Origin of the sequence: Vibrio satsumensis (assembly GCF_050337435.1) — a bacterium.
Lineage (GTDB): Bacteria > Pseudomonadota > Gammaproteobacteria > Enterobacterales > Vibrionaceae > Vibrio > Vibrio satsumensis.
On the sequence record NZ_JAKJSX010000010.1, the window covers coordinates 26,489 to 51,174 of the forward strand.

A 24,686-nucleotide genomic window follows, 5' to 3' on the forward strand; every position below is an offset into this window, starting at 1 on the left:
CCATATCATTCATAATTATAATTAAAACAATTAATTTGAATCATAGTTCAACTCCACCTAAATTACGCTAAACATTTATCTGGAATCGATCATGCTTTCAATTTTTAAAACCTTTTTCTGGCTTGGCTGGATTAGCTTCGGTGGACCTGCAGCACACATTGGCTACTTCCGTAAGACATTTGTTGAGAAACTGAATTGGTTGTCCGACGAAGAGTACGGGCAAATTGTCGCCCTCAGTCAATTTCTTCCGGGCCCAGGCTCAAGTCAAGTTGGCTTCGCTGTCGGATACAAAAAAGGTGGCTTAACTGGTGCGATTGCAGCATTTGTGGGGTTCACTTCTCCATCTGTCATTCTAATGCTGATATTGGCTCTAGTGAGTAACCAGTTGTTGGAAGCTCCGCTGTTCATCTCAATCATTCACGGGCTTAAATTACTTGCCGTTGTGGTTGTTGCTGATGCCACTTTCGGTATGTACAAAAACTTTTGCCAATCGAAAATCGCAACCGCGCTGTGTGTCATTACCGCCATTATTTTGCTTTTGATTCCAGGGATCTGGCCTCAAGTGTTGGTTCTAATATTTGCAGCTATGGTTGGCAGTAAGTTCTTAACCTCACAAGAGCTAAAAACGATATCTTCAACACAAAAAATATCGGTAACGCCTCTCGTGATTTTTGTTGCTTTACTGGTTGGCGTGCCTCTATTCAGTGCTTACTCTCAAGGCATTGAAGTGTTTGGCCTGTTCTATCAAGCAGGCAGCCTAGTATTTGGTGGCGGCCATGTGGTACTTCCGCTGCTACAAAATGGTATTGGCGACCAACTGTCTCAAGATGCCTTCCTAACAGGTTATGCAGCGGCGCAAGCAGTACCAGGCCCGATGTTTACGTTAGCCACTTATCTAGGTTATGTGTTGATGCCATCAGCACCGATCACCGGCGCCCTACTCGCAACGATTGCTGTGTTCTTACCGGGCTTCTTATTGCTACTGGGTGTACTGAAGAACTGGCAGGCGATTGCAAGCAAACCTTTAGTGGCCGGGGCACTTACAGGTGTGAATGCGGCGGTTGTAGGTTTGTTATTGGCAGCGCTATATCAACCCATCTTCACAAGTGCAGTGAGTAGTGGCTTAGATTTCGCTCTGATCATTGTAGGTGTGTGGTTATTGAAAACCGTGAAGCTACCTATTGTTGGATTGGTAGGGTTGTTCATGGTCTTTGGCGCAATGACAGAACTGGCGGTCTAATAGGTTTAAGGTAAGAAGTAAGCGAATCGCTTGCTTCTTACTTTCGTCTTTCATAATTTAATCTACCTAGCACCCGCTATATAATTAGTAATTCCATCTCAAAGCTCATGCTATCGAGTATTGATCTCTTAGCCAAATATCTCAGCTAAGTCATTCATCGTCCTTAAATCTTAAAATAGAGAGTATTCTCATCTCTCGCCTACCTCGTGATACGTTATCGAGTATCAAACCGCAGAAAAAAGACATCACCGCGATCAAAGCTATTGAGCTAGACAAAACAGCTGTAGGTAGCCTTTCAACCAACCCAGTATCAACAAAATCAACAATGACGGGAATACCCAAGATCAATGAAATAAGACCAAGCAATATCGAGAGTACTCCAAAGAAAAACATCGGCTTTACATCTCTCAATAAGAACAAAATAAAGTTAAGAATTTTGATGCCATCGCTCAAGGTGTTCAGTTTGCTGGTAGTCCCTTCAGGTCTAGATTGGTATTGAGTCGAGACTTCTTTGATTGACATATTATGGTGTAACGCATGCACGGTAAGTTCTGTTTCTATCTGGAAACCATCGCTGAAGATAGGTGCGGTTTTGACAAATCTATGGCTCATAATTCGATAGCCAGAAAACACATCATTCAATTGCGCATTGAATGCCAAGTTAATCAGAGATGAAAACATCTTATTCCCAAGGATATGTCCTTTAGGGTAAGCCATTGAAGTTCGATCGCGACTGCCAATGATCATATCGAGCTTTTCATTATTTAGTTGGTCGATCAGTTCGGGGCATATTGCAGCGTCATAGGTGTCATCACCATCAGCCATCACATAGATATCGGCGTCGATATCAGAGAACATCCGTCTCACAACCTCCCCTTTACCTTGGCGCGGCTCATGTCGCACAATCGCCCCTGCTTGTAACGCCTCGTTGACCGTGTTGTCGGTTGAATTATTGTCATAAACATAAATGGATGCATCAGGTAAGGCTTGTTGAAAAGATGTGACCGTTTCACCAATGGCTCCGGCTTCGTTATAACATGGGAGTAATACTGCGACTTTCTGTTTATTCATGCTCACTCCTTACTTTAAAAACTCGATAACCATCCTCAATTCCATCATATGTAACGTCTAACCAAGCCGGAATATTATCCCCATGAAGTCTTCTAACTAAAGAGTCTTCGCTTCCAGAATCCTTTAGGAGAGTTAAATGAGGGTCATTACCGATCAATATATAATCAACCTTTTTATCGACTATTTTGTTTCTTGCTAGAAGCATGTCCTCTTCTAACATCACTTCGATTAAAAATCGGTTACCCACAATATTTCTATGATAAGGTGCGGCGATTATACTGTTGTTCGTTTTAGCCAATACAGGTGCGCCCGTTTCTATTCCTGAAAGAATTGTATGAGAGTTGATACCGTTATCTTTTAGCACCTTAAAGATGACCGGTAACTTATCGGTCTCATCAAGTTTGGTAGTCACTTCCTCTTCTGGAGACAAAGCGAGAATGACAAACGCTAATGCCAATGGAGCACCTGAGATAATAACCAGCACTTTCAGTAGTGAATACCTAACGTATTCAGACACCTTAATAACAAAATATGCTTGGAAAGGTGCCGCTAAAACAAAACACAACCTCATCACCCTAATCTGCCAAAATATCGCAAGGACTAAATTGAACATAAAAATGAGATACAGGATTGTACAGTGGTGGTTCTTAAGTCTGAAAAGTGGGTATATAATTGCGGGAACCAATAACAATGCATAGTTATTTACAGAAAAAAAACCATTAATTTCTATGTATTTTGCGACAGATTTAGCTTCGGTAACTTGATCAAGCCAATAGAATTTAAGTACTGGAGGATAATCCATAAATAATGCACTGGTTAGTGATGGGTAAAGAACAAAAATTGGTAGTAAACATAACAAACCAATAAAAACAAATACAAATAACTTTCCCTTTAATTTATTTTCAACACTAATTAATTGTTTGTAAATATTAACAAAGACCCACCCACTAAAAAAAAGAATGATTAGAATAAGTGAAATTTCATCATATTTAAAAACAAAAAACTCATCGTAAGGTCTATTTAATAAAACCGCACAGGCTCCAAAAATCGTACAAGTCGCGTATAGTTTAGAGATATAATTAAACCACTCGTCACGAACGAAACAGTAATAGATTGTATAAATAATAAAGAAAATCATAAACAATAATACATTATCCATCCCTGTCCATAGGGATAGAGACAAAAAAACGGCCTGAGCATATACCCGCCATGATTGCCTCAGATTGTTGATAGAAGTCGGTGTTACTGATAAGAAAAGCGTTGCTAAAATAAGTTGGATGTTATGGTGGTCAATCGAACCAGGCAGAAAATGTATAATGGCAGGTGAAGAGATAGAAAACATCATGCTTACAAAACGATACTTATCTCCAAAATAACACTCACACAAGTAGAAACATGATAATGCAAAGATCCATAAATAAAGCAAAGGAACAATAGAAATCGAGATAGTATAAGTAAGACTATCATCAAAAATAAATAACAATGGAAAAGCGACCAACGATAACATTAAGTCCGGAAACCGAGACCAATGAATAATCAAGCCATCATCAACATTGAAATTACTCATCGGTTCAAGATACCAATGACCACTTTTCATCCACTCCTGAAACTGAACAAAACGCATATAATCATCATTATCATTCAGGTTGAGTATTGAAATACTTTCCCACTTATAAATAAATATAACAATGGCACATACGAACCAAATTACAGAAATAGCTATGATGTCTTTTTTAAAACTTTCACTTTTAGGCAATATGAATATCCTTTTCATTAAGCCAAAATTAAATCACTACTGTTCCATCTCTCTCACTTCCGCTAGTGCTCTGTTTAAGTTTTCATTTGCTACTTTGTAATAAGATGATTTTTTATCAATAGCTTGCTGTAAATATGGAACCGCCTGATCAGGTTTTCCTTGTAAGATCAGGAAGTAGCCAACATTATTCAACGCTTCCGGGGCGTCCATGTGCCTCATGAACACGTTGGTTGCTTTCTTAATATCACCAGAGGCTAAATAAATAAGCGCCAGATTATTCTGAGCTTTTTCATTATTAGGATCTAACTCTAAGGCTGAACGCGTGTATTGATACGCTTCCTTGTAGTTACCATACATGTAGTGGGAGTAGCCCATATTCAACAAAGCTTTGACTGAGCTTTTATCTATCGTCAGTGACTTTTTGAAGTACTCTTGTGCGATCTGGTGCTTTCCGTCAACATCTTCCAGTACACCAATTCCCATATAAGCTAATGCTGGAGACATGCTGTCGACCTTCAAACTGGCCACTTCACTTTGATTCAATGCTTGATAGTTTTTAATCGTCTCACTACTTTTTAAACGAACTTGGTCTGCATTAATCGCTTTAAAGAAATAGCTTCGACCTTCATCTGTACGACGCTGCTTGGTATACAAGACTCCTAACTGCTCCAATACTTCAGTGTGGGCTGGATTAAAATCTAGCGCTGCTAGGTAAGCTTTCTCGGCCAACGCATAGTTGCCGCGAGATGAATGTATTTGGCCAATAGTGAACAAAGTTTTATCGTGAAATTCTTGTTCAGGAAAAGACAGAGATCGGATGTACTCATAAAGAGCTAAATCGATGTTGTTGTCTCTCAAAGCGACATCACCACGCATGATTGCTTCTTTTTCACTGACGGGTGGATCGTCACTGGATAGAGTGTCAATTGGCTTACCCGAATACAACTCGGCATCAAATTGGTTGGTTGGCTCATCGGAAGAAGCGCAACCAAGTAGTAAAATTGGCAATAATAGTAGAAGAAACTTATTGTATAACATCATAAACTTGCTCCCGGCGCAGTTAATGCGTCCATTACGATCAAGAGTCCAGGGCCAAGTGCGACAATGAAAAAGCAAGGCCAAATAAATATCAACATAGGGAATAACATTTTAGTCGGTATTTTCGCCGCAATTTCTTCAGCGGCTTGCTGACGTTTATCTCTAAAGTCTTCAGTATAATCACGAAGTGTTTGCGCTAAGCTTCCTCCCATTCTCGATGCATGGGAAAGCAAAGAAACCAAGCCTTCTAATTCGACCAAGCCAGTTCGCTCAATAAGCTGCCTAAGCGCATCTGGCATAGTGACACCGGCTTGGATTTTGGCAAACACAGTCTCTAGTTCATCAGCAAGCTCAGGCTGAGAGACATAAAGTTCAGATGCTACGCGCCCAAGGGCGGCATTAAAACCAAGCCCTGACTCAGTACACACCACGAGAAGATCGAGTGCATCTGGAACACCATTTCTAATTTTTTTCTGGCGCTCTTTTTGTAACTTACTCAAGATAATATTTGGCGTGAATGTTCCTAGAAAAACACAGGTCATGATGAGTAAATTATTGTAGTCTCCACCCAACGCTATGTAATAAACCATAAAAGCAGCGACAATACCGATCAAGCTAGACAAGACCTTCAACGCATAGAAAACCGATAATGCACTCTTCTCATGGAATCCAGCGTGCATCAATTTTTCTGAGTAAGTTTCATTATCCCTTTTATTGCCTTTACTAATAAAAGGGCTTAATGACTCTAAAGTATTAGAGAAATTATAGGGCTTTCGGCCACCAGCACTTCCCTCTTCAGATATCTGTCTTAACTTCTTATCTAAAGGAGAGCGGGCACCTAAAAACAAGAACCCAAGGGTCAATGTTAGTAAGACAGTAGTCAGCAAAATCATTGCATAGATAACGACCTGAGAGCTAACTCCAAACTCTTCTAACATCTGCTTCCAGACTTCAATATTTAGTAATTCCATAAGTTAAATCTCTATGCTGATGATCTTTTTAATCCACAAGGCTCCAATAGCCAAAAGAACAATACCGACACTCACCATCGATAAACCACGCGGATCTTTATAGAGTGGTTCAATGTATTCCGGACTGGCCACCCTCAGGGCAAAAAACAAACCAAAAGGCGATAACGTTAAGATCCATGCAGACATCCTACTTTCAGCAGAAAGTGTTTTCACTTTCCTTTCAAGCTTAAAACGAGCTCTGAGTACTTCAGATACCTTTTGCAGGTTCTCCGATAAATTCCCCCCGGTCTCTTTTTGCAACATCACAGCACTAGAAAAGGCCAACATTGAGACAGTGGGTACTCGTTCTGCCATCTGTAAAATAGCCAAACGTAAGTCATAACCATAGTTAAGTAGGTTATAGGTATTTTTAAATTCGGCGCCGATGGGCTCAGGAAGCTCTTCACCCACTTCATTGAATGATTGAACGAGGGGTTGCCCAGCTTGCAATGCTCGTCGAATAATATCTAAAGCTTCAGGGAGTTGTTCTTCAAATCGAGCCATTCGATAGGTCACTCGATTTTGCACATACAGATAAGATATAACCCACACAGAAAGGAATGCCGCTACGCTAATAAACCATTCTTGATTAGTCATTATTGATACAAATGTTAGCAAAACACCACAAAGAGAAACGATAAGTAAGAAGCGGCTTAATGCTAATTTGAAGCCAGCCAGCTCCAGCATTTTTTTCAAGCCAGCAAAATATGGTATGACGATTAACTTACGGTCTATAGGAGATAAATCTTTGTTATAGTGCTCTTTTAATAAAGACAGACTCTCTTCATCGATATTACGTTGTGTCTCTTTCAAGCGTCGAGATAACTCTTTATGTTTCGCTTTTTTCCCCGCGGCAGGTAATAGCAAAGCTTGAGAGATAAAAAGCACAGCGATGAATAATAGGCCTAATGAAACGCTTACATTGTCCATAACCTCTCCTTAACCGTGAGTCTCAGTAAAGAGCTCGAAAGGCAGGTCGAGTCCACGTTTGACTAACTGATCATGATATTGAGGCACTACCCCGGTAGCAGTGAAATAGCCGATAATATTGCCGTCTTCATCAATACCTTTACGCTGAAAACGGAAGATCTCTGACATCGTAATCACCTCGCCTTCCATGCCGTTGATCTCTTGAATGCTCACCATGCGGCGCTTACCATCCTCTTGTCGCTCCATTTGAACAACAAGGTGGATAGCCGAAGCAATTTGAGCACGTAAGTTTTTGGTTGATATGTTCCACCCTGCCATCGAGAACATATTTTCGACACGACTTAAGGCATCACGAGGGGTATTCGCGTGAATAGTAGCAAGAGATCCATCATGACCGGTATTCATCGCAGCTAGCATGTCAACGGCTTCGCTACCACGTACCTCCCCAACCACGATTCTATCTGGTCGCATACGCAAGGTATTTTTAACCAATTCGCGCTGGCTGATTTCTCCCTTCCCCTCTAGGTTAGCAGGGCGGGTTTCGAGACGAATAACATGCGGTTGTTGCAGTTGTAATTCTGCCGAGTCTTCTATGGTAATAATTCGTTGGTCTCGCGGAATGAAACCAGAAAAGATATTCAGTGTGGTTGTTTTCCCAGAGCCCGTCCCTCCTGAAATCAATATATTCAGTTCGCCTTTCACCGCAGCCTCTACAAATTTAGCCATCTGAGGTGAGACTGAGTCATAGTCAATCAAGTTATCCATAGTCAAACGGTCAACAGCAAAACGACGGATCGAAACTGAAGGGCCATCGAGTGCGAGAGGCGGGATAATCGCATTAACACGGGAACCATCAACTAAGCGGGCATCGACCATAGGTGATGCTTCATCGATACGACGACCAACTTGACTGACGATACGGTCAATAATGTTTCTCAGATGGCGATCATCAAGAAAAGTATAAGGCGTTTTTTCGAGTTTACCCCTTCGCTCAACGTAAACACTTTTAGGGCCGTTGACCAATATATCCGACACAGTTTGATCGGCTAATAGGGGCTCCAACGGACCAAGGCCAAAAACTTCATCTTCTATCTGTTTGATGACCCGTTTACGCCCCTCTGCGCTGAGTGCATGACTACCATCATCAGCCATCAACTGAACGATAGCTTCATGCAAATCTAGCTTGGCGCGCTCTTTCTCCAAGCTAGAAAGTAATCCTAAGTCTAACGTTTCAAGCAACTGCTTGTGAAAGAAGTGTTTGATTGATAATTCTTGCTCCAGTACTTTTCGAGCTTCATCGATCGCTTTCTCCTTTTCAACGCTCGCTTCTGTCCGAGAGTTACTGGACGTATCAACACTTGATAAACGTTCAACAGGATTGGCATCTTCTGAATCATGCGAAATCTGTTCTACTTTTTTTTCAAACTCTGGATTTACATTTTTTCGTTTAAAGAACATCACAATCCCTCGTGTTTACTTTTCATCAACTCATTATGAAAACAACTTTTTCAGCCACCCTTTCTCTTCCTGCTCCGGTGGTGAAAGAACATGAGATAAGTCGATGATAGAGCGAGTAATAGAGCTTTTTTTTCTCGACTGAACTAACGGTTGCCCCAAGTTGGCACTCTCTAGCGCGACTTTAAAATCATTTGGCATAAGGTGTATGTCATGATTGCCCACTGCCTGCTCTATATCTTTTAACTTAATTGAATGTCGCTTTTCATAACGGTTGAGAATGACCTCTATCGAGTCACTTTGTAAGCCGTACTCAAACTTCAGAGATTTAATTAGTCGGCTTGTGTTTTTTACTGACACTAAGCTCTGTTGCAAAACCAAAAGTACTTTAGTCGCAGGTGATATTGCTGATGCAAACACGTGATCTAAGCCTCTAGACAGGTCAATGATCACATAAGGGTAGAAACGACGCAGAATTGGAAGTAATCTGCCAATTTTCTGAGCCTGCTCGAAATCATCAGCGTTATTTTCATGTTTAAAGCTTAGAACATGCAGACCCGATTCGTGTTTATTTACCAAAGAGCCCAAAGACATTTCATCCAAATCATTAGAACTGTTGATCGCATCAGAAACGCTATAAGTCGGTGTTATGTTCAAATAGTCTGGAATCACGCCAAATTGAAGATCGATATCGAGTAAAAGAACTTCATTAGGATGTTGAGTCGCCATCTCAATGGCAGTATTTAACGCCAAGGTGGTTGCTCCCATCCCTCCTTTGGTATTCAAAAACAAGATAAACTCTCCGTAACTGGAGTTCTCAAGCTTTTCGGAAGCGGTTTTCTTCAGTAATGGGAGTAAATCTGAAAGGGTCACATTGTGAGACAAAAAATCTGATGCCCCTAAGCGAAGCGCGATTTTTAGTGACCCATTATCACTTTCATCACCAAGTACAACTAAAGACAAATCCTTGTCCTCTAAAGACAAATCATACCCTTGCAACTCAACCATTTTTTGCGCCCAATTCCCATTAGCTTCAACGAAAATAAGCTCTGGGACATCTGCATTTTTTAAGTATTCCTCACTCATTGCCGCAAGAGAAAACGACGTCACATGAACATTTCGGCATTTTTTTAGTTCTTGACTCATATGCGAATGAAAGGCGTCAGTGCTGTAGACTAACCAAACCTTTAGATTCGTTCTTAAACGCGCCATATCCTTATCGTTTTCATTCGGCGTTATTTTGATCGCTTCCCCCATATATTCATCTCCTTTTAAATAACCGCTTATGGGCATCTATTCCATATGTTAGTGCTAGTTTCAGTTTCAGGCCTCACCACTCCCAAACTTTCTGCTGGCAGTATTGTTTCAAACGCAGGGGCGGCTAAAAAACCACTATTTCCTAAAAAGCTTAGGTTACTGATTAGCTGAATGCCATAACCCGTAGCCCTAGCACGCACAAATTTAATATCACCGAAGTTCGCTTCAAAATCAGAAGCAATCTCTACCCCGCTCGCGTCTAAGTAAGCCACTTCTAAGTTCGCATTAGTAAACCCAACAAGAGGAATATCATCCACCACCATTCCCGCAATATTATCTCTATCTAAGACGTAACAGACCGTCGCTAACCTAGCAGCCTTCCTAGTCACTTCACTGACCATTTGCAGCGAAAATATATAGGCACCCAACGCTAAAATAAGAAAGAGCAGTAGAAAAATTAATGATGAGACCAAAGTGAACTCAACAATGGCAAGCCCTTTGGTTCGTCTTTTAAGCCTTATCATCACAGCACCCTCATCACGGAAGTCACACTTAATGGAACAGCAAAACTCTCATTCGAAAAAGGAATAGACAAGAAAAGTGGAACATAATCATACGTCACACTAACTCGTACATAACTATCGCCTGAAGGAGGGGTTACGGTCACATCCGATGTCGTCAATGAAGATAGTACAGCTGTCCCCGCGCTGTTCTGACCATAGACCACGACATTCTGAATTTCAGACGTCGGTGCGATGGTTCCACCAATGGTTCCATACACTTCACTAACCGCATAACGAGCGCCATTTTGCACTGACTTCGATATCACATTGTAGTGAACAAGAATATTGCCAAGCTCTAGAACTAAGACTAGAAAAAACAGTAAAACGGGAGTCGCGATGACCATCTCTACGGCAGCAAACCCCTGTTGAAATTGATTAAATTGTTTCATGATCAAGATTCCCCACTATCGGGGTCCTTATACAGAACAATCTTATAAGTCCCTTCCGTTGTCGACGTTGTACTACCAGATCCACCAGCAACACTGCAAGAGTGGATAAACTCACCAAAAACGGCGGGTGTACCTGAGTTGTTAGTTGGTGCTTTTTGCAACAAGAAAAAGCAGCCAATTTTGTGTACGGTAAAGTCAGTTGCGCCACCACTTTTACCTGAGCAATCAACCATAGGAATCGGTAAAATACGACGCCAAGCAACACCATTAGCTACACATCCAGAACCACCGTTTGCTATACAGGCGTTGGTATCTGACTCATATTGAGCATAGGTATAACTTCCGTCAGAATCGATCTCTCCGGTACTTGCATCAATCGTGATTTCATTGGTAGGTTCTGTGGTTACATAATCTGAAGGGTAATCGGATGCCGATAAGCCACCGCCATAATCTCCAAAACGAGTATTCAAACCATCGCCTGTAGGGCCAACCGTACCACCAGGTTTCGTCGTAATGTCTTCACCTATTTTGACGGGCTGGTCATAGCTACCACCTAAACCTTCTTTAACTGCTTTACCACCAGAGCCGAAATCCAATAGGTGATAATTACCATTACCCATTTCAGATAGTTTGTTATCTCCTACCTTAAGAGCATGAACGGTGCCGACTTCATAGCCAAATACATTAACTATCTCTTCACCTGTCACATCGTGATAGCCATCTTCTGGATCAATATCGTTATCCGAAGTGCCATCACCAATACATACACCAATGGGTACAACGTTATTAACTACTTCTTGCCCAGAGCTTGGCCCAGCAACGGCACTTGCCGATACTTCCTTATCAAAACCAAACATATGAATGAAAAATTCATCCATCTCTAGTGCATCTACGCGAACTCGCACATAAACATCATCACTTGCATCGAACGTCGCCGTGCCAGTAAAATCCTGTGGGTCATTCGAATAATCAATGCTTATAGAAGCGGTCGAAAAATCAATTTCTTGGTTCCCTGTTGAAGCCGCCATGGCATTGAGTGCCGTACCGACTTCCGCGTCTACCGCGTCTTTGTCTTTGCTGTTGTCTAATATGGTTGCGGCAGCCAGCGCTGCAGAATCAACTGCATTTTGTAAGCGCGTTTTATTTACAACCATATGGTTTATGTCTACAGCTAGCGCTGAGACAGCTAGAAAAACCAACAAGGCAGCAGTAATCATTACCGCAACTAAGCCTTGTTGTTTTTTAGGGCTTTGTGATACTCGATACAACATGTGAGTACCTCCAGATTTAGTTAAACTCTTCTAAGATCTGGCTACTAGTTCCGGACAGATCGTTTTCACTTCTGCCTACATATCTATCGTAACCAGTCTGCATCCGCTCCCCAGTACCATCAGGTACTTCGAGTAAATTCTCTTGGGTCGCATTAGGGTTATACGTTTGCTCTGTTTTCACTAGCGCTACCGAATGCCCCAACCGAGCATCATTAGCACAGCCAACTAACACCATCACGAGAAAGACCATCATTATTCTAATCATATCTATCTCCTTATAAATCATGTCCAAATGAGCCTTCGCTACCACCATCTGTCGGTGGTATATCCTGTGAAGCTTGAGATTGCTCAGAATCCGACTCAGACGGCTCCGCTATGTAAGCGCTTCGACCTAGCAAGTAATATTCCAAGTCATTTGGATCAACAAAAGCGTCGGTAGGCAAGGTCACTTTGCTTCGGTCGATAGGTTTAGCAAGTCGAGGAGTGACCAGGATGACCAGCTCTGTTTCTCCAGATACGTACTCTTGACTATTAAAGAGTTGACCTAAGATAGGAACATCACCAATGCCCGGCATTTTGTTACTGATATCCCTGACATTCTCACTGAGTAAACCGGCAATACCGATAGTCTGTCCGTCGGCTAATTCAAGCGTCGACGATGCACTTCTTCTAGTAATTGGAGGGATAAAGTAGGTCGCATTTGTAGTACCAGGATCAATCGTTAACGAACTGCTATTTGCAATTTCACTGACATCAACAGCCAAATTTAGATTAATCTTTTTATCACTGAGCACGGTTGGGATGAACTTCAATCCCACACCATATTCTTTATATTCAATCGTAATGCCATCTTCATCAGGGACTGGAATTGGGAATTCACCACCAGCTAAAAACTCTGCCTTCGAACCACTTAACGCAGTTAAGTTAGGTTCAGCCAGAACTTTTGCGACACCGTTTTGCTTAGCTACATCCAAAGCGAAGGTAAATAGAGTATTACTGTCTATAAATGACCCTAAAATGCCGTAATCTGTAGAGGTTGGGATATTGAAGATGGGAGTTGCCCCTAACACACCCGCAGGTACTGAAGACGCTCCCCAAGAAAAATTCGACCCACTGGTTTGGAAGAAATGAAAATTAGCGTCAAACTTTCTCACTAAGCTTCGTTGAACCTCGGCAACCGTCACCTCTAACATGACTTGTTGAGCACCGCCAATTGACATCAAATTAATAACGCCTGTCTCTGTAGCTTGCTCACTACCACTTGCATTTGACTTGTCAACGGTTTTTCCAGATGAATACGTCTCTGCGATGCGCATCGCCACATTCATTTGTTGTTGATTGCTCACCTGGCCGCTCAATAATAAACGGTTCTGTGCGCTGTGGACTTCGATAGTTTCGTCAGGAAGGAACTCATATAACTTCGCCTTTAAACTATTAAGATCATGAGTCACTTCAATGTTGATTGATTCAATCAACTGACCTCTTGAATCCCATGCCATTAGATTGGTCGCACCTAATTTATTACCAATCAAGAACAGCTCGTTGGACTTAAGCATCACAATATCTAGAACATCAGGATCTCCTAGTGACACCTTGCTAGCTTTACCGGATAAAACTACGTGCGTCGATTTATGATGAGGAACTGTTACGGTTTTCCCCGTTTGTAGAGCCGCAAAGCTCAGCGTAGAAAAACAAACTAGGCTCAAAATATACGTTATTATTGTTTTCATATCTCACCTCAATCCTTGACGCGAACGCTGGATGCTTGAGTACCTTTGATAATTGTTACACTCGGTCTAGGTACGTATCGACGAACAACTTTCTCCTCAACTTCATGAGGGTTTCTCAAAGTCAGCTGAATACTGCCTTTACTCTTTGCTGTCAGTAACTTTTCAGCATCTTTAGGGGATACTTCTAACGTTACAGCACGCACAATAATAGGGCTGTTTTCTTTCGTTTTAGCCGTTTGGTCGACCGCCAGTACTTTAATGTCTTTGAGTACAGTCCGAGTTGAAGCTGAATTCTTTCCATAAGAAACGGTATTAAGGATATCTACTTTATTACCCGGTAATAAGAAACCCGCTACACCAATGACATCATCAACACGTATAGTTACCGCACGCTTATTTTCAGGAATTAACGCCGCTAACGTTGAGCCCTCTCCAGGGGCGGTAAAGCGCATTTTATGAAGCACTTCTCCGGCATAGACAGTGTTAGCAACCACTTTGCCAACCAGCTCAGATACATCGGAATAGTTATTTTCATTAATCCAATCAACTTCCATAAGTTTGGTGGTTAAGAACTGGTCTTCAATGATGGTTCCAGCTTCAATTTCTTGTGATGCCACCACTACCGGATGACGCTCCACAGTCTCGACTTCAACTGTTGGTTGAACTTGATCATCCATCCACTGCTTAGCAAAAAATACGGCCGCTAAGCCAAATACTACGGACAGTAAAAACAGTAGGAAAACTTGACTCTTATTCATTATTCTCTTCCTCGTGTCCATCAGAGGTAAAATAAACTTCCCATGCCATGGAAAGAATATCGAATGTGATAACAGGTGGTAGCTGCTCAAACGAAAGAATATCTTTGCTTATACCAACGAGATCTTTCGGTAAACATGGGAAAAGTGGTACCTTAAGCAGCGTGTGCATTTGAGACAAACGCTCAAAGAAGCCGTCTTGAAGCTCTACTTCTCTATCAGCAGCGACGCTCATCCATAAAGCTTCATAGTCTCGCTGGTTAAGTGGCTTGAATTCAATTTTGTACCCTAAGCGACGTAAAAATGCAGGGTCGCTTATTTTCTTAGGATTTAGATTGGTAGAGAAGGCAAGCGTTAATACAAATGGCATCGTTATCTGCTGACCATTAGGCAGCGACAAATAGTCGAATGAGTACTCCATCGGTACAATCCAACGATTAAGAAGCGCATCCACAGGCATGGGCTGACGACCAAGGTCATCAATGATAAAGATCCCGTTGTTTGCCATCATCTGTACCGGTGCTAACCAGACTCGACTATTTTCTGAATGATTGACTTCAAGCATATCCATGGTCAATTCTCCCCCTACCTGGATATTTGGCCTTTCACAATTAAGCCATCGCTTGTCGTATTGATCTTTGAGGGAAATACTTTGATCGCTGCCGTTATTGTCCAACGGTTTATGATGTTGCGCCGAGAACACCTTGATAATGTTACCCAATGCATAGACTGCATAAGGAATAAATACAGAGGTGTGCAGAGCATTCACAATACGGCTCGCGACGAATGTTTTACCCGTCCCGGCATGCCCATATAGCAATAAAGCACGTCCCGAATTGATTGCAGGCCCCAACACTGAAATCATTTTATCGACACCATATACATCACTCAGTGCCGCTTCGACATGTGGTCGAGTTACTAGCTCAGCTCTCAAGTCTTGTTGTTTTACCACCTCACTATATTGAGTAAGTGAAACAGGTGCAGGACCTAAATAAGCATCACGTTTAAAAGCAAGATCAGCTTCTTCAAGTCCTTTCTCAGAAAGGGAGTAACGGACATGACTATGGGACACTGATGAGAGAGAAAGATCTGATGTAGGTTGAAATACCTCAATTAACGACTTTTTCCTTAAAACGGCCAGAGCACTTTCCACAATATGGGTAACAACACATAAATAGTTAGAGAGTTCTAAAACATCCGATTTAGGATAAGCCGACAAGTGCTTAAGTACGAGGTTTTCAATAACAACTTCAGGAACACCCAACATATCAAGAGATGTAGGAACGATTGGAGCTGAAATTTGAGGTTTCAAAGTTGTTGGAGCAGTTCGCCCTATAATATCCATATATTATTCCTCTCCACAAAGCTAACCAACAACAGGTTTAAGTAAAGTAGCTATACATCGCTAACCCCATAACAACAGAGGGTGCAAAAGGCATCGTCACTTTATTTGAGTATCTAGCGTGCAAACTAACACTTTCATCTAAAACCGGTGCTACTCCACCGAGCACAATTAGCTTATTTTGAAAATAGCCTTTGATAGTAAGACTGTTCGAGTTGGAAAAGTTATATAGCAGGTAGAAAGTCCCGATCACCCCAGAAGAAAGTAATATAAAGTATGAAGCATCAAGTAATTGTCCCCACCCAAGATACATTCCTACTATACCTAATAGCTTTACATCTCCTGCAGACATAGCTCTTACAAAGTATAAGAGTAATCCAAAACAAAAAAACACCACGAATCCAACTAAGGACGTTAAAAAAACATCAAAATTATAATTGCTGTTAAACATTGATAAAAAGTACATAAACAAAAACAATATCAATATTTTATTTGGTATACGATGCTTCTCAACATCGTATACCGAAACTGCAATTAGTAATGCCCAAAAAACTGAAGGCTCATTAATCATATATTCAATTCATACACTTGATATAACGCTCTGGATTTTACTTAACAAGGCTGACGCCATCCCAGAAAATACTAACCCAACAAAAAGAACCAACGCGGCTGCGCCTATCACGTATTCGACCGTAGTCAACCCAGCCTGATTTTTCACTCTCTTAATACTCATAGCTAGTTAACTACCATTACCAACATTCGAAACAATGGTATTCAATTTGGTTGCCAGAGTATTCCCTAAACCAGAAAATACGGTTGTTAAACCCAATACTAATAATGCTGCACCGATTACATACTCGATAACAGTTAACCCTTCTTCATCTTTCATGAATTCTTTACAATTATTCAAAAACTTATCCATGAGAACCTCTCCTTGATTTGCGTATCAGGCTTTGTTTACCTGTAAACTAAATCTAGAGGTGAGAGATATATTAGGTTAGGATTTTCTTGCCATTTACTTGCACTTTTTTGTGGTACTTCTAATCTAATTATTATGCTTCGTAATTTGTCTATTTTTTAACTCACAATTTAATATGAAATAGAGTTGGTATCTATATGAAAGTAGTCACACCTTTATTATCAGATAAAGACAGTGAATTTAATGCTGTTATTATCAATAAAATAAGCCACTACTTCCCCATTAAGAATTGTAAGCAAGATATATCTGTAATCAGTAACTTAGATGTAAGACTGGTATTTTTTATATTGAATAGACCTGACAAACTTCAACTACTTACAATGGCATTATCTATTTGTGAAAACTTGAACAAGAGAATTGTCATTATTTGTTCAGATTCGTTACCTAATATCATTCGAAATCATAAGAATATATTTTTCATTATCGAAACAAACAGTAATCATCTGACCAGTACATTCGAAGAGCTTAAGAGTAAAACACAGCATATCTTCGAATCCCACTTCGATCTCGACAGAAACATAAATAACAATAATCAACTACCTGCAAAGTTGTTTACTTCAGAAGTCGTTAACTTTGTCATGGACAATATCAACAAAGAAATTAGAGAAACAGAGATCGCTGAGAAGTGTCATTGTTCTACAACCTACTTTTCGAAAAAGTTTCATCTACACTTTGGGGTAAGCTTTAGAGACTTTGTTTGTGATAAACGCATTCTACTCGCCAAAAAATTGATTGAAGCGGATACCGAATCAAAAATTGCCGTAATTGCCTATCAATGTGGATACAAGGACGTGTCATATTTTTCGAGAATTTTTAAGAAAAGGACCGGAGTAACACCTGCAAGTTACAGACGTGCCTGCACAGATAACAGAAAACGCTAATTTTACTCCCTAAAAGAAAAAATCATGGTACATTTAACATGATTTTAACAAAAATAACTTAGCGAAAAACATGGAGTTAGACAATGATTCAGCCTAACGAGTTTAGCCAAGAAAACGCAACAGCTCTCCCAACACCAAATGAAATGATCCTAAAATGGGCAGAAGAACGCCCAAATGAGGTCTATTTAAAACAAATTATTAACCGCCAATTTGTCGAATTTACTTATCAAGAAGTGGCCGATAAAGCACTGAAACTGGCGTCAGCATTAGAAGGACTCGGAGCCCAATCAGGCGATCGAATAGCTCTCGTCTCGAAAAACTGTGCAGAGTGGTTTATCTGCGATCTTGCCATGATGTTAGGAGATTTTGTCAGCGTCCCAATCTTTCCAACAGCTGGTGCAGATACCATCCAATACTGTATTGAGCACAGTGAAAGTAAAATAGTGATTGCAGGTAAGCTAGATGATCCTGCTGCTACCCAAAAGGTATTGGATGACAATCCGGACTTAATCAGCATCTCTCTACCATACGATACGGCAGCCAAATGCCAACACACGTTTGAACAGCTGATCGATACGCATGAACCATCCACCAAACGTCCTCAACATCACGACGACAAGCTAATGTCATTAGTGTATACATCGGGTACATCTGGGTTACCTAAAGGCGCAATGCTCACGTATGGTGCCTTTACATGGTCAGTTCAGAGATTAATCGACCACATTGGTATCCAACCTGGTGATCGCCTGTTTTCTTATCTGCCGCTTGCCCATATAACAGAACGAGTATACATCTTTGGTTCGTCCGTAATGGGTGGTGTAGTCACTGCTTTCCCAGAATCTTTAGACACGTTTATTGACGATGTAAAAATGCACCGTCCAACTTTGTTTATCTCAGTTCCTCGTTTATGGACTCTATTCCAACAACGAATCCAAGATAAGTTGCCACAGAAAAAACTGAACTTCTTACTTAAAATTCCATTTGTGAATAACATCATTAAGAAGAAACTGGCTGACGGTCTGGGTTTAGACCAAGCTCGCGTTCTTGGTTGTGGTTCAGCGCCAGTATCACCGGCTTTACTCGCATGGTATGAAAGTGTTGGTCTGCACATTACCGAGGCATGGGGAATGACAGAGTCTTTCGCCTACAGCACGATTAATCACCCTTTTAGAGCTGACAAAATTGGTACTGTAGGTAACGCAGGCCCGGGGATCGAACTCAAAATTGCAGAGGACGAAGAGATTTTGGTTCGAAGCAAAGGCATGTTCTCTGGTTATTACAAAAATGACATTGCAACCCAAGAGTCTTTCAACTCTGATGGCTGGCTGCATACTGGTGATATTGGTGATATCGACAGCGAAGGCTACCTAACTATTCGTGGACGTAAAAAAGATACCTTTAAAACAGCGAAAGGTAAGTTTGTTGCTCCTGTACCTATCGAGAACAAACTCTTTGAATACAGCCGCGTAGAAATGATGTGTTTGATCGGTTTAGGCTTACCTGGTCCTATTTTGCTTGTCGTTCCACACGACTTCCCTAATTTTGATCGAGCCCGTTATGAGAAAACCACCAAGCGTGTTATCGAAAAAATGAACGAACAACTCGCCTCACATGAGAAGATCAAAGGTGTATTGATGATTAAGGAACCGTGGAGTATTGAGAATGGCGTGTTAACTCCTACTCTTAAGATCAAACGACATATCCTTGAGCAGAAGTACCACGAAGTCGGTCATAACTGGCCGAAAGATAAATTGGTAGTTTGGGAAGAGTAATCAAAATCGAGAGGGAGCCATTACGGCTCCTTTTTTGTAAGCTCAACTTATAGGTATTTAGTGTAATCAGCCGCATCATTGCTCCCATTGTCCAGACCGATGTCCTCCCTCATTCGACTGCTCAGCGATTCCGAACTAATAACTTGTCTCGATTTAGCCGTCTTACTCATCTTGGTTTTATCATTAACTTTAAGCACCTGATTAACAAATCTGCCGACCCAACAGGTTATTGTTTTCATTTTATCTCTCTTGTATTCCTTGTTTATTTGTCGCTATTATGGAAATAACCTGTTCGATAAGCGAACAACCATTGTTAACAAGGACTATAAGCTGAGATTATGGACAATAGACTGCGCCACCTTTCTGGTCTCCGTTATTTTGAAGTTGCAGCGCGCTTAAATAGCTACAGTAAAGCTGCTGAAGAACTGTTTGTTAGCCAAGCAGCCGTCAGCCAAAAGATCCGCCAGCTAGAAGAACAGCTTGAATGTAAGCTTTTTATTCGTAAAGGACGCGTAATGGCCTTAACACAAGAAGGACGCACCCTTTTTAAGCATGTCTCGGACGGGTTCGAAGAGGTAATCGTAGGATTAAATAAGATCCAATCAGAGCCCCTTCAAGGCGTTCTTGTTGTTAGCAGCCCTCCTTCATTTGCTTCCCGCTGGCTGCTGCCGAGGCTTTGGAAATTCTCAGTCAAACACCCTGAGATCCCAATCAAGATCCTTACAGGCTGCGACACACCAAACTTAAAGCATGGAGAAATTGACGTCGCTATTCGACAAGGTGAAGACCTTTGTGTTGAGGAAGGCTTGAGTCTTGAGATGCTAATCAACGAACCCATCTATCCTTTTTGTTCACCTGAACTGGCCAACTCTTTAAAGTTCACGTCACCAGAACAATTACTCAAATGTTGGTTAATTCAATTTAATAGCGGATGCTTCCCTTGGGAAGAGTGGTTCAAACAAGCCAACATATCCACTCAAGGCAAAGCAATACAGTGGATGAAAGTAGGTACCTTTGATATGGGGTTAACAACTGTCATGGCTGGACATGGGGTCTGCCTTGCTACGGATAGCTTGGCTGGTGATTTTATCGAACGCGGTCTACTCGTTAAGCCATTCAATATTGGGATGACGCCAGGTGTTCAGGTCAACCTATGCTTTGATCCTAGCTCTCCAAGAAAAGAGCGAGTGACTGCGTTTACTCATTGGTTACATGAAGAAGTAAACGAGGTATTGGAGAGCTAGCTCTGCCTATCAGCTTCTGAAATAAACAGTTCCCCAATAACTAAATACAGAATAGCAACGTAACTCTTCCTCGCCGACAAAGCTATGTTGCCCTGATTCACTCCCAAAACGATTTCTTCAGTTCCTTATCAACTTGTTCCTGTGTAATCCCTACATCTCTCAACAAATACTCTGGTAGCTCAGACAGCTGCTTTCTGGTTCTACGATTTTGAAAGTACATGCCTAATTTAGAATAGAATTTCTTAATTGATAATGATGACAAAAATGAATGGTTGGTATTTGCGGTTGCTGTAATCGTATTCATAGCCTTTCTCCTGTTGATCTTTCGCTTTGTTATGGTCAATAATCGACCAATAGAGCAACATCGACAAACGATAGATACTGGCATTCAGTTAAGGAAAACTAATGTGAGAGAGCGCACCCCACCTTTCCAAGGGATATACTATTTTTATACTGCGGCTGAAACAGGCAGTTTTAAGCTTGCAGCAGAAAAGCTATTTGTCACGGCTGCAGCAGTCAGCCAACAAATTCGCCAACTTGAAGAATGGTTAGGCGCAGACCTGTTTATTCGTCAGCACCGAAAAATAGTACTCACTCATGAAGGTGAAGTGCTTTACCTGCAAGCTAAGAAAGGCTTTGCTCATATTCAAGATGGAGTAAGACGAATAAACCAAGACCCCAACCCCACTCAATTGTCGATTTCGACCGTGCCCTCTTTTGCACAACATTGGTTAGTACCTAGAATTGGCGACTTCCGCGACCGTCATCCAGATTTATCGATGTTAATAGAACCGACCAACAAACTGGTTACCTTTGAAGACTCGGCTGTCGATGTCTGTGTTCGATATGGTCATGGTAACTACCCAAACATTGAATCACGTTGGTTAATGGACGAAGTGGTTTACCCTGTCTGCCATCCTATCTATCAAGAAAAATATGGAATCTATGACATCAGCGATCTGCATAAAGCAGAGTTAATTGAAGACCGTTGGCCTGATATGGACTGGAATCTATGGTTAGACGTTGTTGGGGCGAAAGCAGGCCGTTCGTCACTGCAATTTGACGGCTCACATTTTGTTTTAGAAGGTGCGCTATCCGTTCAAGGTGTCGCACTCGTTAAGCACAGCTTGGTATACCGCTATCTACAAGAAAAGAAATTGGTGCGAATCGGAAACATAGCGTTAAAGCCTAGGTACAATTACTTTTTATGCGCACCTGCTGGTTATTTTCGTCGCGATAAGATAAAACGTTTTGAAGCATGGATGCAAAGTCAGGTTCGGCTGTTTGGGAGTAGAGGGCGGGAAGAACTTTCTATTATCGATACTGACTACAAGCTGAAATGGTCTGATAATTCATAAAGCGAAACTGGTATACTTAGCTCAAATAAATGGCGAGAACATCCTCATGACACAAGAAAACAACCCACTTCATGGTATCACTCTACAGAAGCTACTGACTGAATTGGTTGAACATTACGGTTGGGAAGAGTTGAGTTACATGGTCAACATCAACTGTTTCAAAAAAGACCCGAGTATTAAATCTAGCCTAAAGTTTTTGCGTAAAACCGACTGGGCTCGTACCAAAGTAGAGCAGATCTACATTGATTTAAAACGCTAGTCCCCTCTTCTCCCGCCCTATCTAAATCTGTCCCGTATCTATTAGGTGCGGGGCCACTTTATCTCACGCATCTCACGCATCTCACGCATCTCACGCATCTCACGCATCTCACGCATCTCACGCATCTCACGCAGTATGTTACAAGCAATAAAAAGCCCCGCAAGCTTTCACTTGCGGGGCTTTTTTAGCTAATTGAGAAAAAGGCTAATTACTTACCAGCTTCTTTTTCTGCTTTAACTTTTGCAATCACTTCGTCAGCAACGTTAGTTGGACATGGTGCGTATTGTGCGAATTCCATAGAGAATTGGCCACGACCAGAAGTGATAGTACGTAGGTGACCGATGTAGCCGAACATCTCAGAAAGAGGTACGTCAGCTTTAATACGAACACCAGTAACGCCAGCTTGTTGATCTTTGATCATGCCACGACGACGGTTAAGGTCACCGATAACATCACCAACGTGATCGTCTGGAGTGAACACGTCAACGTTCATGATAGGCTCAAGAAGTTGCGCGCCAGCTTTAGGCATAGATTGACGGAATGCACCTTTCGCTGCGATTTCAAATGCGATAGCAGATGAATCGACTGCGTGGAAGCCACCATCGAACAGTTCAACTTCAACGTCTAGAGTTGGGAAGCCAGCTAGTACGCCGTTTTCCATCATAGATGCGAAGCCTTTCTCAACTGCAGGCCAGAATTCTTTAGGAACGTTACCGCCCACAACTACAGAGTTGAACTTGAAGCCAGAACCTGCTTCGCCTGGTTTGATACGGTAATCGATCTTACCGAATTGACCAGAACCACCAGATTGCTTCTTGTGCGTGTAGCTATCTTCAATTGCTTGAGTGATAGTTTCACGGTAAGCAACTTGAGGAGCACCTACAGTTAGGTCAACGCCGTATGTACGCTTAAGGATATCTACCTTGATGTCTAGGTGAAGCTCACCCATACCTTTCAGGATAGTTTCGCCAGTCTCTTCGTCAGTCTCAACTTGGAAAGATGGATCTTCTGCAACCATTTTACCGATCGCGATACCCATTTTCTCAGAACCGCCTTTATCTTTTGGAGATACAGCGATTGAGATTACTGGAGTTGGGAATACCATTGGCTCAAGCGTTACTTGGTGCTTAGGATCACATAGAGTGTGACCAGTTTGCACGTTCTTCATACCAACGATCGCAATGATGTCACCAGCTTGTGCGCTAGTTAGTTCGTTACGGTCATCAGCTTGCATCTCAACCATACGGCCAACACGTTCTGTCTTGCCAGTGAATGAGTTAAGAATCGTGTCACCTTTGTTCAGTTTACCAGAGTAAATACGAACGAAAGTTAGAGCACCGAAGCGGTCATCCATGATTTTGAATGCAAGCGCTTTGAAAGTTTCATCTGTAGAAACGATAGCGTGTTCGCCAGTTTCTTCGCCGTTCTCATCCATTAGAGGTTGAGGATCAACTTCAGTTGGTGCTGGTAGGTAATCTACTACAGCATCAAGGATAAGTTGCATACCTTTGTTCTTGAACGCAGAACCACAGAACGTAGGGAAGAATGCGATATCACGAGTACCTTTACGGATACAACGCTTGATGTCTTCGATAGAAGGCTCTTCACCTTCCATGTAAGCTTCCATTAGGTCATCGTCTTGCTCTACAGCAGTTTCGATTAGCTCTTCACGGTATTGCTCAACGTCATCAACCATGTCCGCAGGAACATCTGTGATTTCGTAGTTTTCAGGAAGACCAGTGTCATCCCAAACGTATGCTTTACGGCTTAGTAGGTCTACAACACCAACGAATTCGTCTTCACGACCAATTGGTAGAACCATAACTAGAGGAGTAGCACCTAGAACGTTTTTAACTTGGTCAACAACGTTGTAGAAATCTGCACCCATACGGTCTAGTTTGTTAACGAAGATCAGACGAGATACTTCTGATTCGTTAGCGTAGCGCCAGTTGGTTTCTGATTGAGGTTCAACACCACCAGAACCACAGAATACACCGATACCGCCATCAAGAACTTTAAGAGAACGGTATACTTCAACTGTGAAGTCAACGTGTCCAGGAGTATCGATAACGTTTAGACGGTGATCGTTCCAAAAACAGCTTACAGCTGCTGATTGGATAGTAATACCGCGCTCAGCTTCCTGTTCCATGAAGTCAGTCGTTGATTCGCCATCATGTACTTCACCAGTCTTGTGGATTTGACCAGTTAGCTTAAGGATACGCTCAGTGGTAGTTGTTTTACCCGCATCAACGTGCGCGAAAATACCAATGTTTCTGTATTTCGATAAATCTGCCATTGTCTTACTCTGTTAATAGGATATAAAATGCGCGCAGAGTATATCACAATCTGTGAAGACTGATAGCTTTGCATGCATTTGGGACTAAAA

Annotated in this window: 24 protein-coding genes; 6 read left to right on the forward strand and 18 right to left on the reverse strand. The window is 41.7% G+C overall.

The window, feature by feature from the left end; all coding sequences use genetic code 11:
• Positions 1 to 91: 91 nt before the first annotated feature.
• Positions 92 to 1,240, forward strand: a complete 1,149-nt coding sequence (chrA, locus tag L4C44_RS13770; RefSeq protein WP_428805251.1) for a chromate efflux transporter — start codon at positions 92 to 94, stop codon at positions 1,238 to 1,240.
• A gap of 150 nt (positions 1,241 to 1,390) precedes the next feature.
• Here the strand turns inward: chrA and L4C44_RS13775 are convergent, their stop codons facing one another.
• The 16 genes from L4C44_RS13775 to L4C44_RS13850 all read right to left on the reverse strand — a co-directional run bounded on the left by L4C44_RS13775 (position 1,391) and on the right by L4C44_RS13850 (position 16,729).
• Positions 1,391 to 2,311 carry a glycosyltransferase family 2 protein gene (locus tag L4C44_RS13775; RefSeq protein ID WP_428805252.1) on the reverse strand — a complete coding sequence of 307 codons (921 nt, stop codon included), beginning with the start codon at positions 2,309 to 2,311 and terminating at the stop codon, positions 1,391 to 1,393.
• On the reverse strand, positions 2,304 to 4,085 hold the full coding sequence (locus L4C44_RS13780; protein ID WP_428805253.1) for a hypothetical protein: 1,782 nt from the start codon (positions 4,083 to 4,085) through the stop codon (positions 2,304 to 2,306). Before L4C44_RS13780 ends, L4C44_RS13775 begins: the two co-directional genes overlap by 8 nt.
• An 18-nt stretch (positions 4,086 to 4,103) precedes the next feature.
• A complete protein-coding gene (locus L4C44_RS13785) occupies positions 4,104 to 5,108 on the reverse strand; it encodes a tetratricopeptide repeat protein (RefSeq protein WP_428805254.1) in 1,005 nt (334 codons plus the stop codon).
• Positions 5,105 to 6,076: a type II secretion system F family protein gene (locus L4C44_RS13790; protein WP_239716531.1), complete on the reverse strand. Its 972-nt coding sequence runs from the start codon at positions 6,074 to 6,076 to the stop codon at positions 5,105 to 5,107. Before L4C44_RS13790 ends, L4C44_RS13785 begins: the two co-directional genes overlap by 4 nt.
• A 3-nt stretch (positions 6,077 to 6,079) precedes the next feature.
• A complete protein-coding gene (locus L4C44_RS13795; RefSeq protein WP_239716533.1) occupies positions 6,080 to 7,045 on the reverse strand; it encodes a type II secretion system F family protein in 966 nt (321 codons plus the stop codon).
• A 9-nt stretch (positions 7,046 to 7,054) separates the two neighbouring features.
• Positions 7,055 to 8,503, reverse strand: coding sequence for a TadA family conjugal transfer-associated ATPase (locus L4C44_RS13800; protein ID WP_428805255.1), 1,449 nt, complete (start codon positions 8,501 to 8,503; stop codon positions 7,055 to 7,057).
• Between the two features lie 33 nt (positions 8,504 to 8,536).
• Positions 8,537 to 9,757, reverse strand: a complete 1,221-nt coding sequence (locus L4C44_RS13805) for a CpaE/TadZ family protein (RefSeq protein ID WP_102279490.1) — start codon at positions 9,755 to 9,757, stop codon at positions 8,537 to 8,539.
• A gap of 26 nt (positions 9,758 to 9,783) precedes the next feature.
• Positions 9,784 to 10,284 carry a TadE/TadG family type IV pilus assembly protein gene (locus tag L4C44_RS13810; protein WP_428805256.1) on the reverse strand — a complete coding sequence of 167 codons (501 nt, stop codon included), beginning with the start codon at positions 10,282 to 10,284 and terminating at the stop codon, positions 9,784 to 9,786.
• On the reverse strand, positions 10,281 to 10,709 hold the full coding sequence (locus L4C44_RS13815) for a TadE/TadG family type IV pilus assembly protein (RefSeq protein WP_372243664.1): 429 nt from the start codon (positions 10,707 to 10,709) through the stop codon (positions 10,281 to 10,283). Before L4C44_RS13815 ends, L4C44_RS13810 begins: the two co-directional genes overlap by 4 nt.
• 2 nt (positions 10,710 to 10,711) lie before the next feature.
• Positions 10,712 to 11,980 (reverse strand): pilus assembly protein TadG-related protein, encoded by a 1,269-nt coding sequence (locus tag L4C44_RS13820; protein WP_428805257.1) that lies wholly within the window; start codon positions 11,978 to 11,980, stop codon positions 10,712 to 10,714.
• 16 nt (positions 11,981 to 11,996) lie between these two features.
• Positions 11,997 to 12,266: a hypothetical protein gene (locus L4C44_RS13825; protein WP_428805258.1), complete on the reverse strand. Its 270-nt coding sequence runs from the start codon at positions 12,264 to 12,266 to the stop codon at positions 11,997 to 11,999.
• Entirely contained in the window at positions 12,256 to 13,710 is a 1,455-nt protein-coding gene (locus tag L4C44_RS13830; protein ID WP_428805259.1) for a type II and III secretion system protein family protein, read from the reverse strand. The genes L4C44_RS13825 and L4C44_RS13830 overlap by 11 nt, the downstream gene beginning before the upstream one ends.
• A gap of 8 nt (positions 13,711 to 13,718) precedes the next feature.
• Complete coding sequence (gene cpaB / locus L4C44_RS13835) at positions 13,719 to 14,468, reverse strand: Flp pilus assembly protein CpaB (RefSeq protein ID WP_086715342.1); 750 nt, start codon at positions 14,466 to 14,468, stop codon at positions 13,719 to 13,721.
• Positions 14,461 to 15,810, reverse strand: coding sequence for a DUF8689 domain-containing protein (locus L4C44_RS13840; protein WP_086715344.1), 1,350 nt, complete (start codon positions 15,808 to 15,810; stop codon positions 14,461 to 14,463). Before L4C44_RS13840 ends, cpaB begins: the two co-directional genes overlap by 8 nt.
• A 37-nt stretch (positions 15,811 to 15,847) precedes the next feature.
• The gene (locus L4C44_RS13845; protein WP_428805260.1) at positions 15,848 to 16,378 is read right to left on the reverse strand and encodes an A24 family peptidase; all 531 of its coding nucleotides are present in this window, start codon (positions 16,376 to 16,378) and stop codon (positions 15,848 to 15,850) included.
• Between the two features lie 168 nt (positions 16,379 to 16,546).
• Entirely contained in the window at positions 16,547 to 16,729 is a 183-nt protein-coding gene (locus L4C44_RS13850) for a Flp family type IVb pilin (RefSeq protein WP_428805261.1), read from the reverse strand.
• Positions 16,730 to 16,923: 194 nt separating this feature from the next.
• Between L4C44_RS13850 and L4C44_RS13855 the strand changes: the two genes are divergently transcribed.
• The 3 genes from L4C44_RS13855 (at position 16,924) to L4C44_RS13865 (ending at position 20,683) form a co-directional block, all read left to right on the forward strand.
• A complete protein-coding gene (locus L4C44_RS13855) occupies positions 16,924 to 17,667 on the forward strand; it encodes a helix-turn-helix domain-containing protein (protein ID WP_327783555.1) in 744 nt (247 codons plus the stop codon).
• A gap of 83 nt (positions 17,668 to 17,750) precedes the next feature.
• Positions 17,751 to 19,439, forward strand: coding sequence for an AMP-binding protein (locus L4C44_RS13860; protein ID WP_428805262.1), 1,689 nt, complete (start codon positions 17,751 to 17,753; stop codon positions 19,437 to 19,439).
• 338 nt (positions 19,440 to 19,777) lie between these two features.
• Positions 19,778 to 20,683 (forward strand): LysR substrate-binding domain-containing protein, encoded by a 906-nt coding sequence (locus L4C44_RS13865; protein WP_428805263.1) that lies wholly within the window; start codon positions 19,778 to 19,780, stop codon positions 20,681 to 20,683.
• A gap of 97 nt (positions 20,684 to 20,780) precedes the next feature.
• Here L4C44_RS13865 and L4C44_RS13870 read toward each other — a convergent pair whose 3' ends face one another.
• The gene (locus L4C44_RS13870) at positions 20,781 to 20,987 is read right to left on the reverse strand and encodes a DUF1127 domain-containing protein (RefSeq protein ID WP_048658140.1); all 207 of its coding nucleotides are present in this window, start codon (positions 20,985 to 20,987) and stop codon (positions 20,781 to 20,783) included.
• A gap of 103 nt (positions 20,988 to 21,090) precedes the next feature.
• Between L4C44_RS13870 and L4C44_RS13875 the strand changes: the two genes are divergently transcribed.
• Together L4C44_RS13875 and L4C44_RS13880 are read left to right on the forward strand one after the other, a co-directional pair.
• Positions 21,091 to 22,041, forward strand: coding sequence for a LysR substrate-binding domain-containing protein (locus L4C44_RS13875; protein WP_428805264.1), 951 nt, complete (start codon positions 21,091 to 21,093; stop codon positions 22,039 to 22,041).
• A gap of 46 nt (positions 22,042 to 22,087) precedes the next feature.
• Entirely contained in the window at positions 22,088 to 22,300 is a 213-nt protein-coding gene (locus L4C44_RS13880; protein WP_017106559.1) for a VF530 family protein, read from the forward strand.
• Positions 22,301 to 22,508: 208 nt separating this feature from the next.
• On the opposite strand, the gene fusA is transcribed toward L4C44_RS13880, so the two are convergent.
• Positions 22,509 to 24,596 (reverse strand): elongation factor G, encoded by a 2,088-nt coding sequence (fusA, locus tag L4C44_RS13885; protein ID WP_019819832.1) that lies wholly within the window; start codon positions 24,594 to 24,596, stop codon positions 22,509 to 22,511.
• Positions 24,597 to 24,686 lie beyond the last annotated feature (90 nt).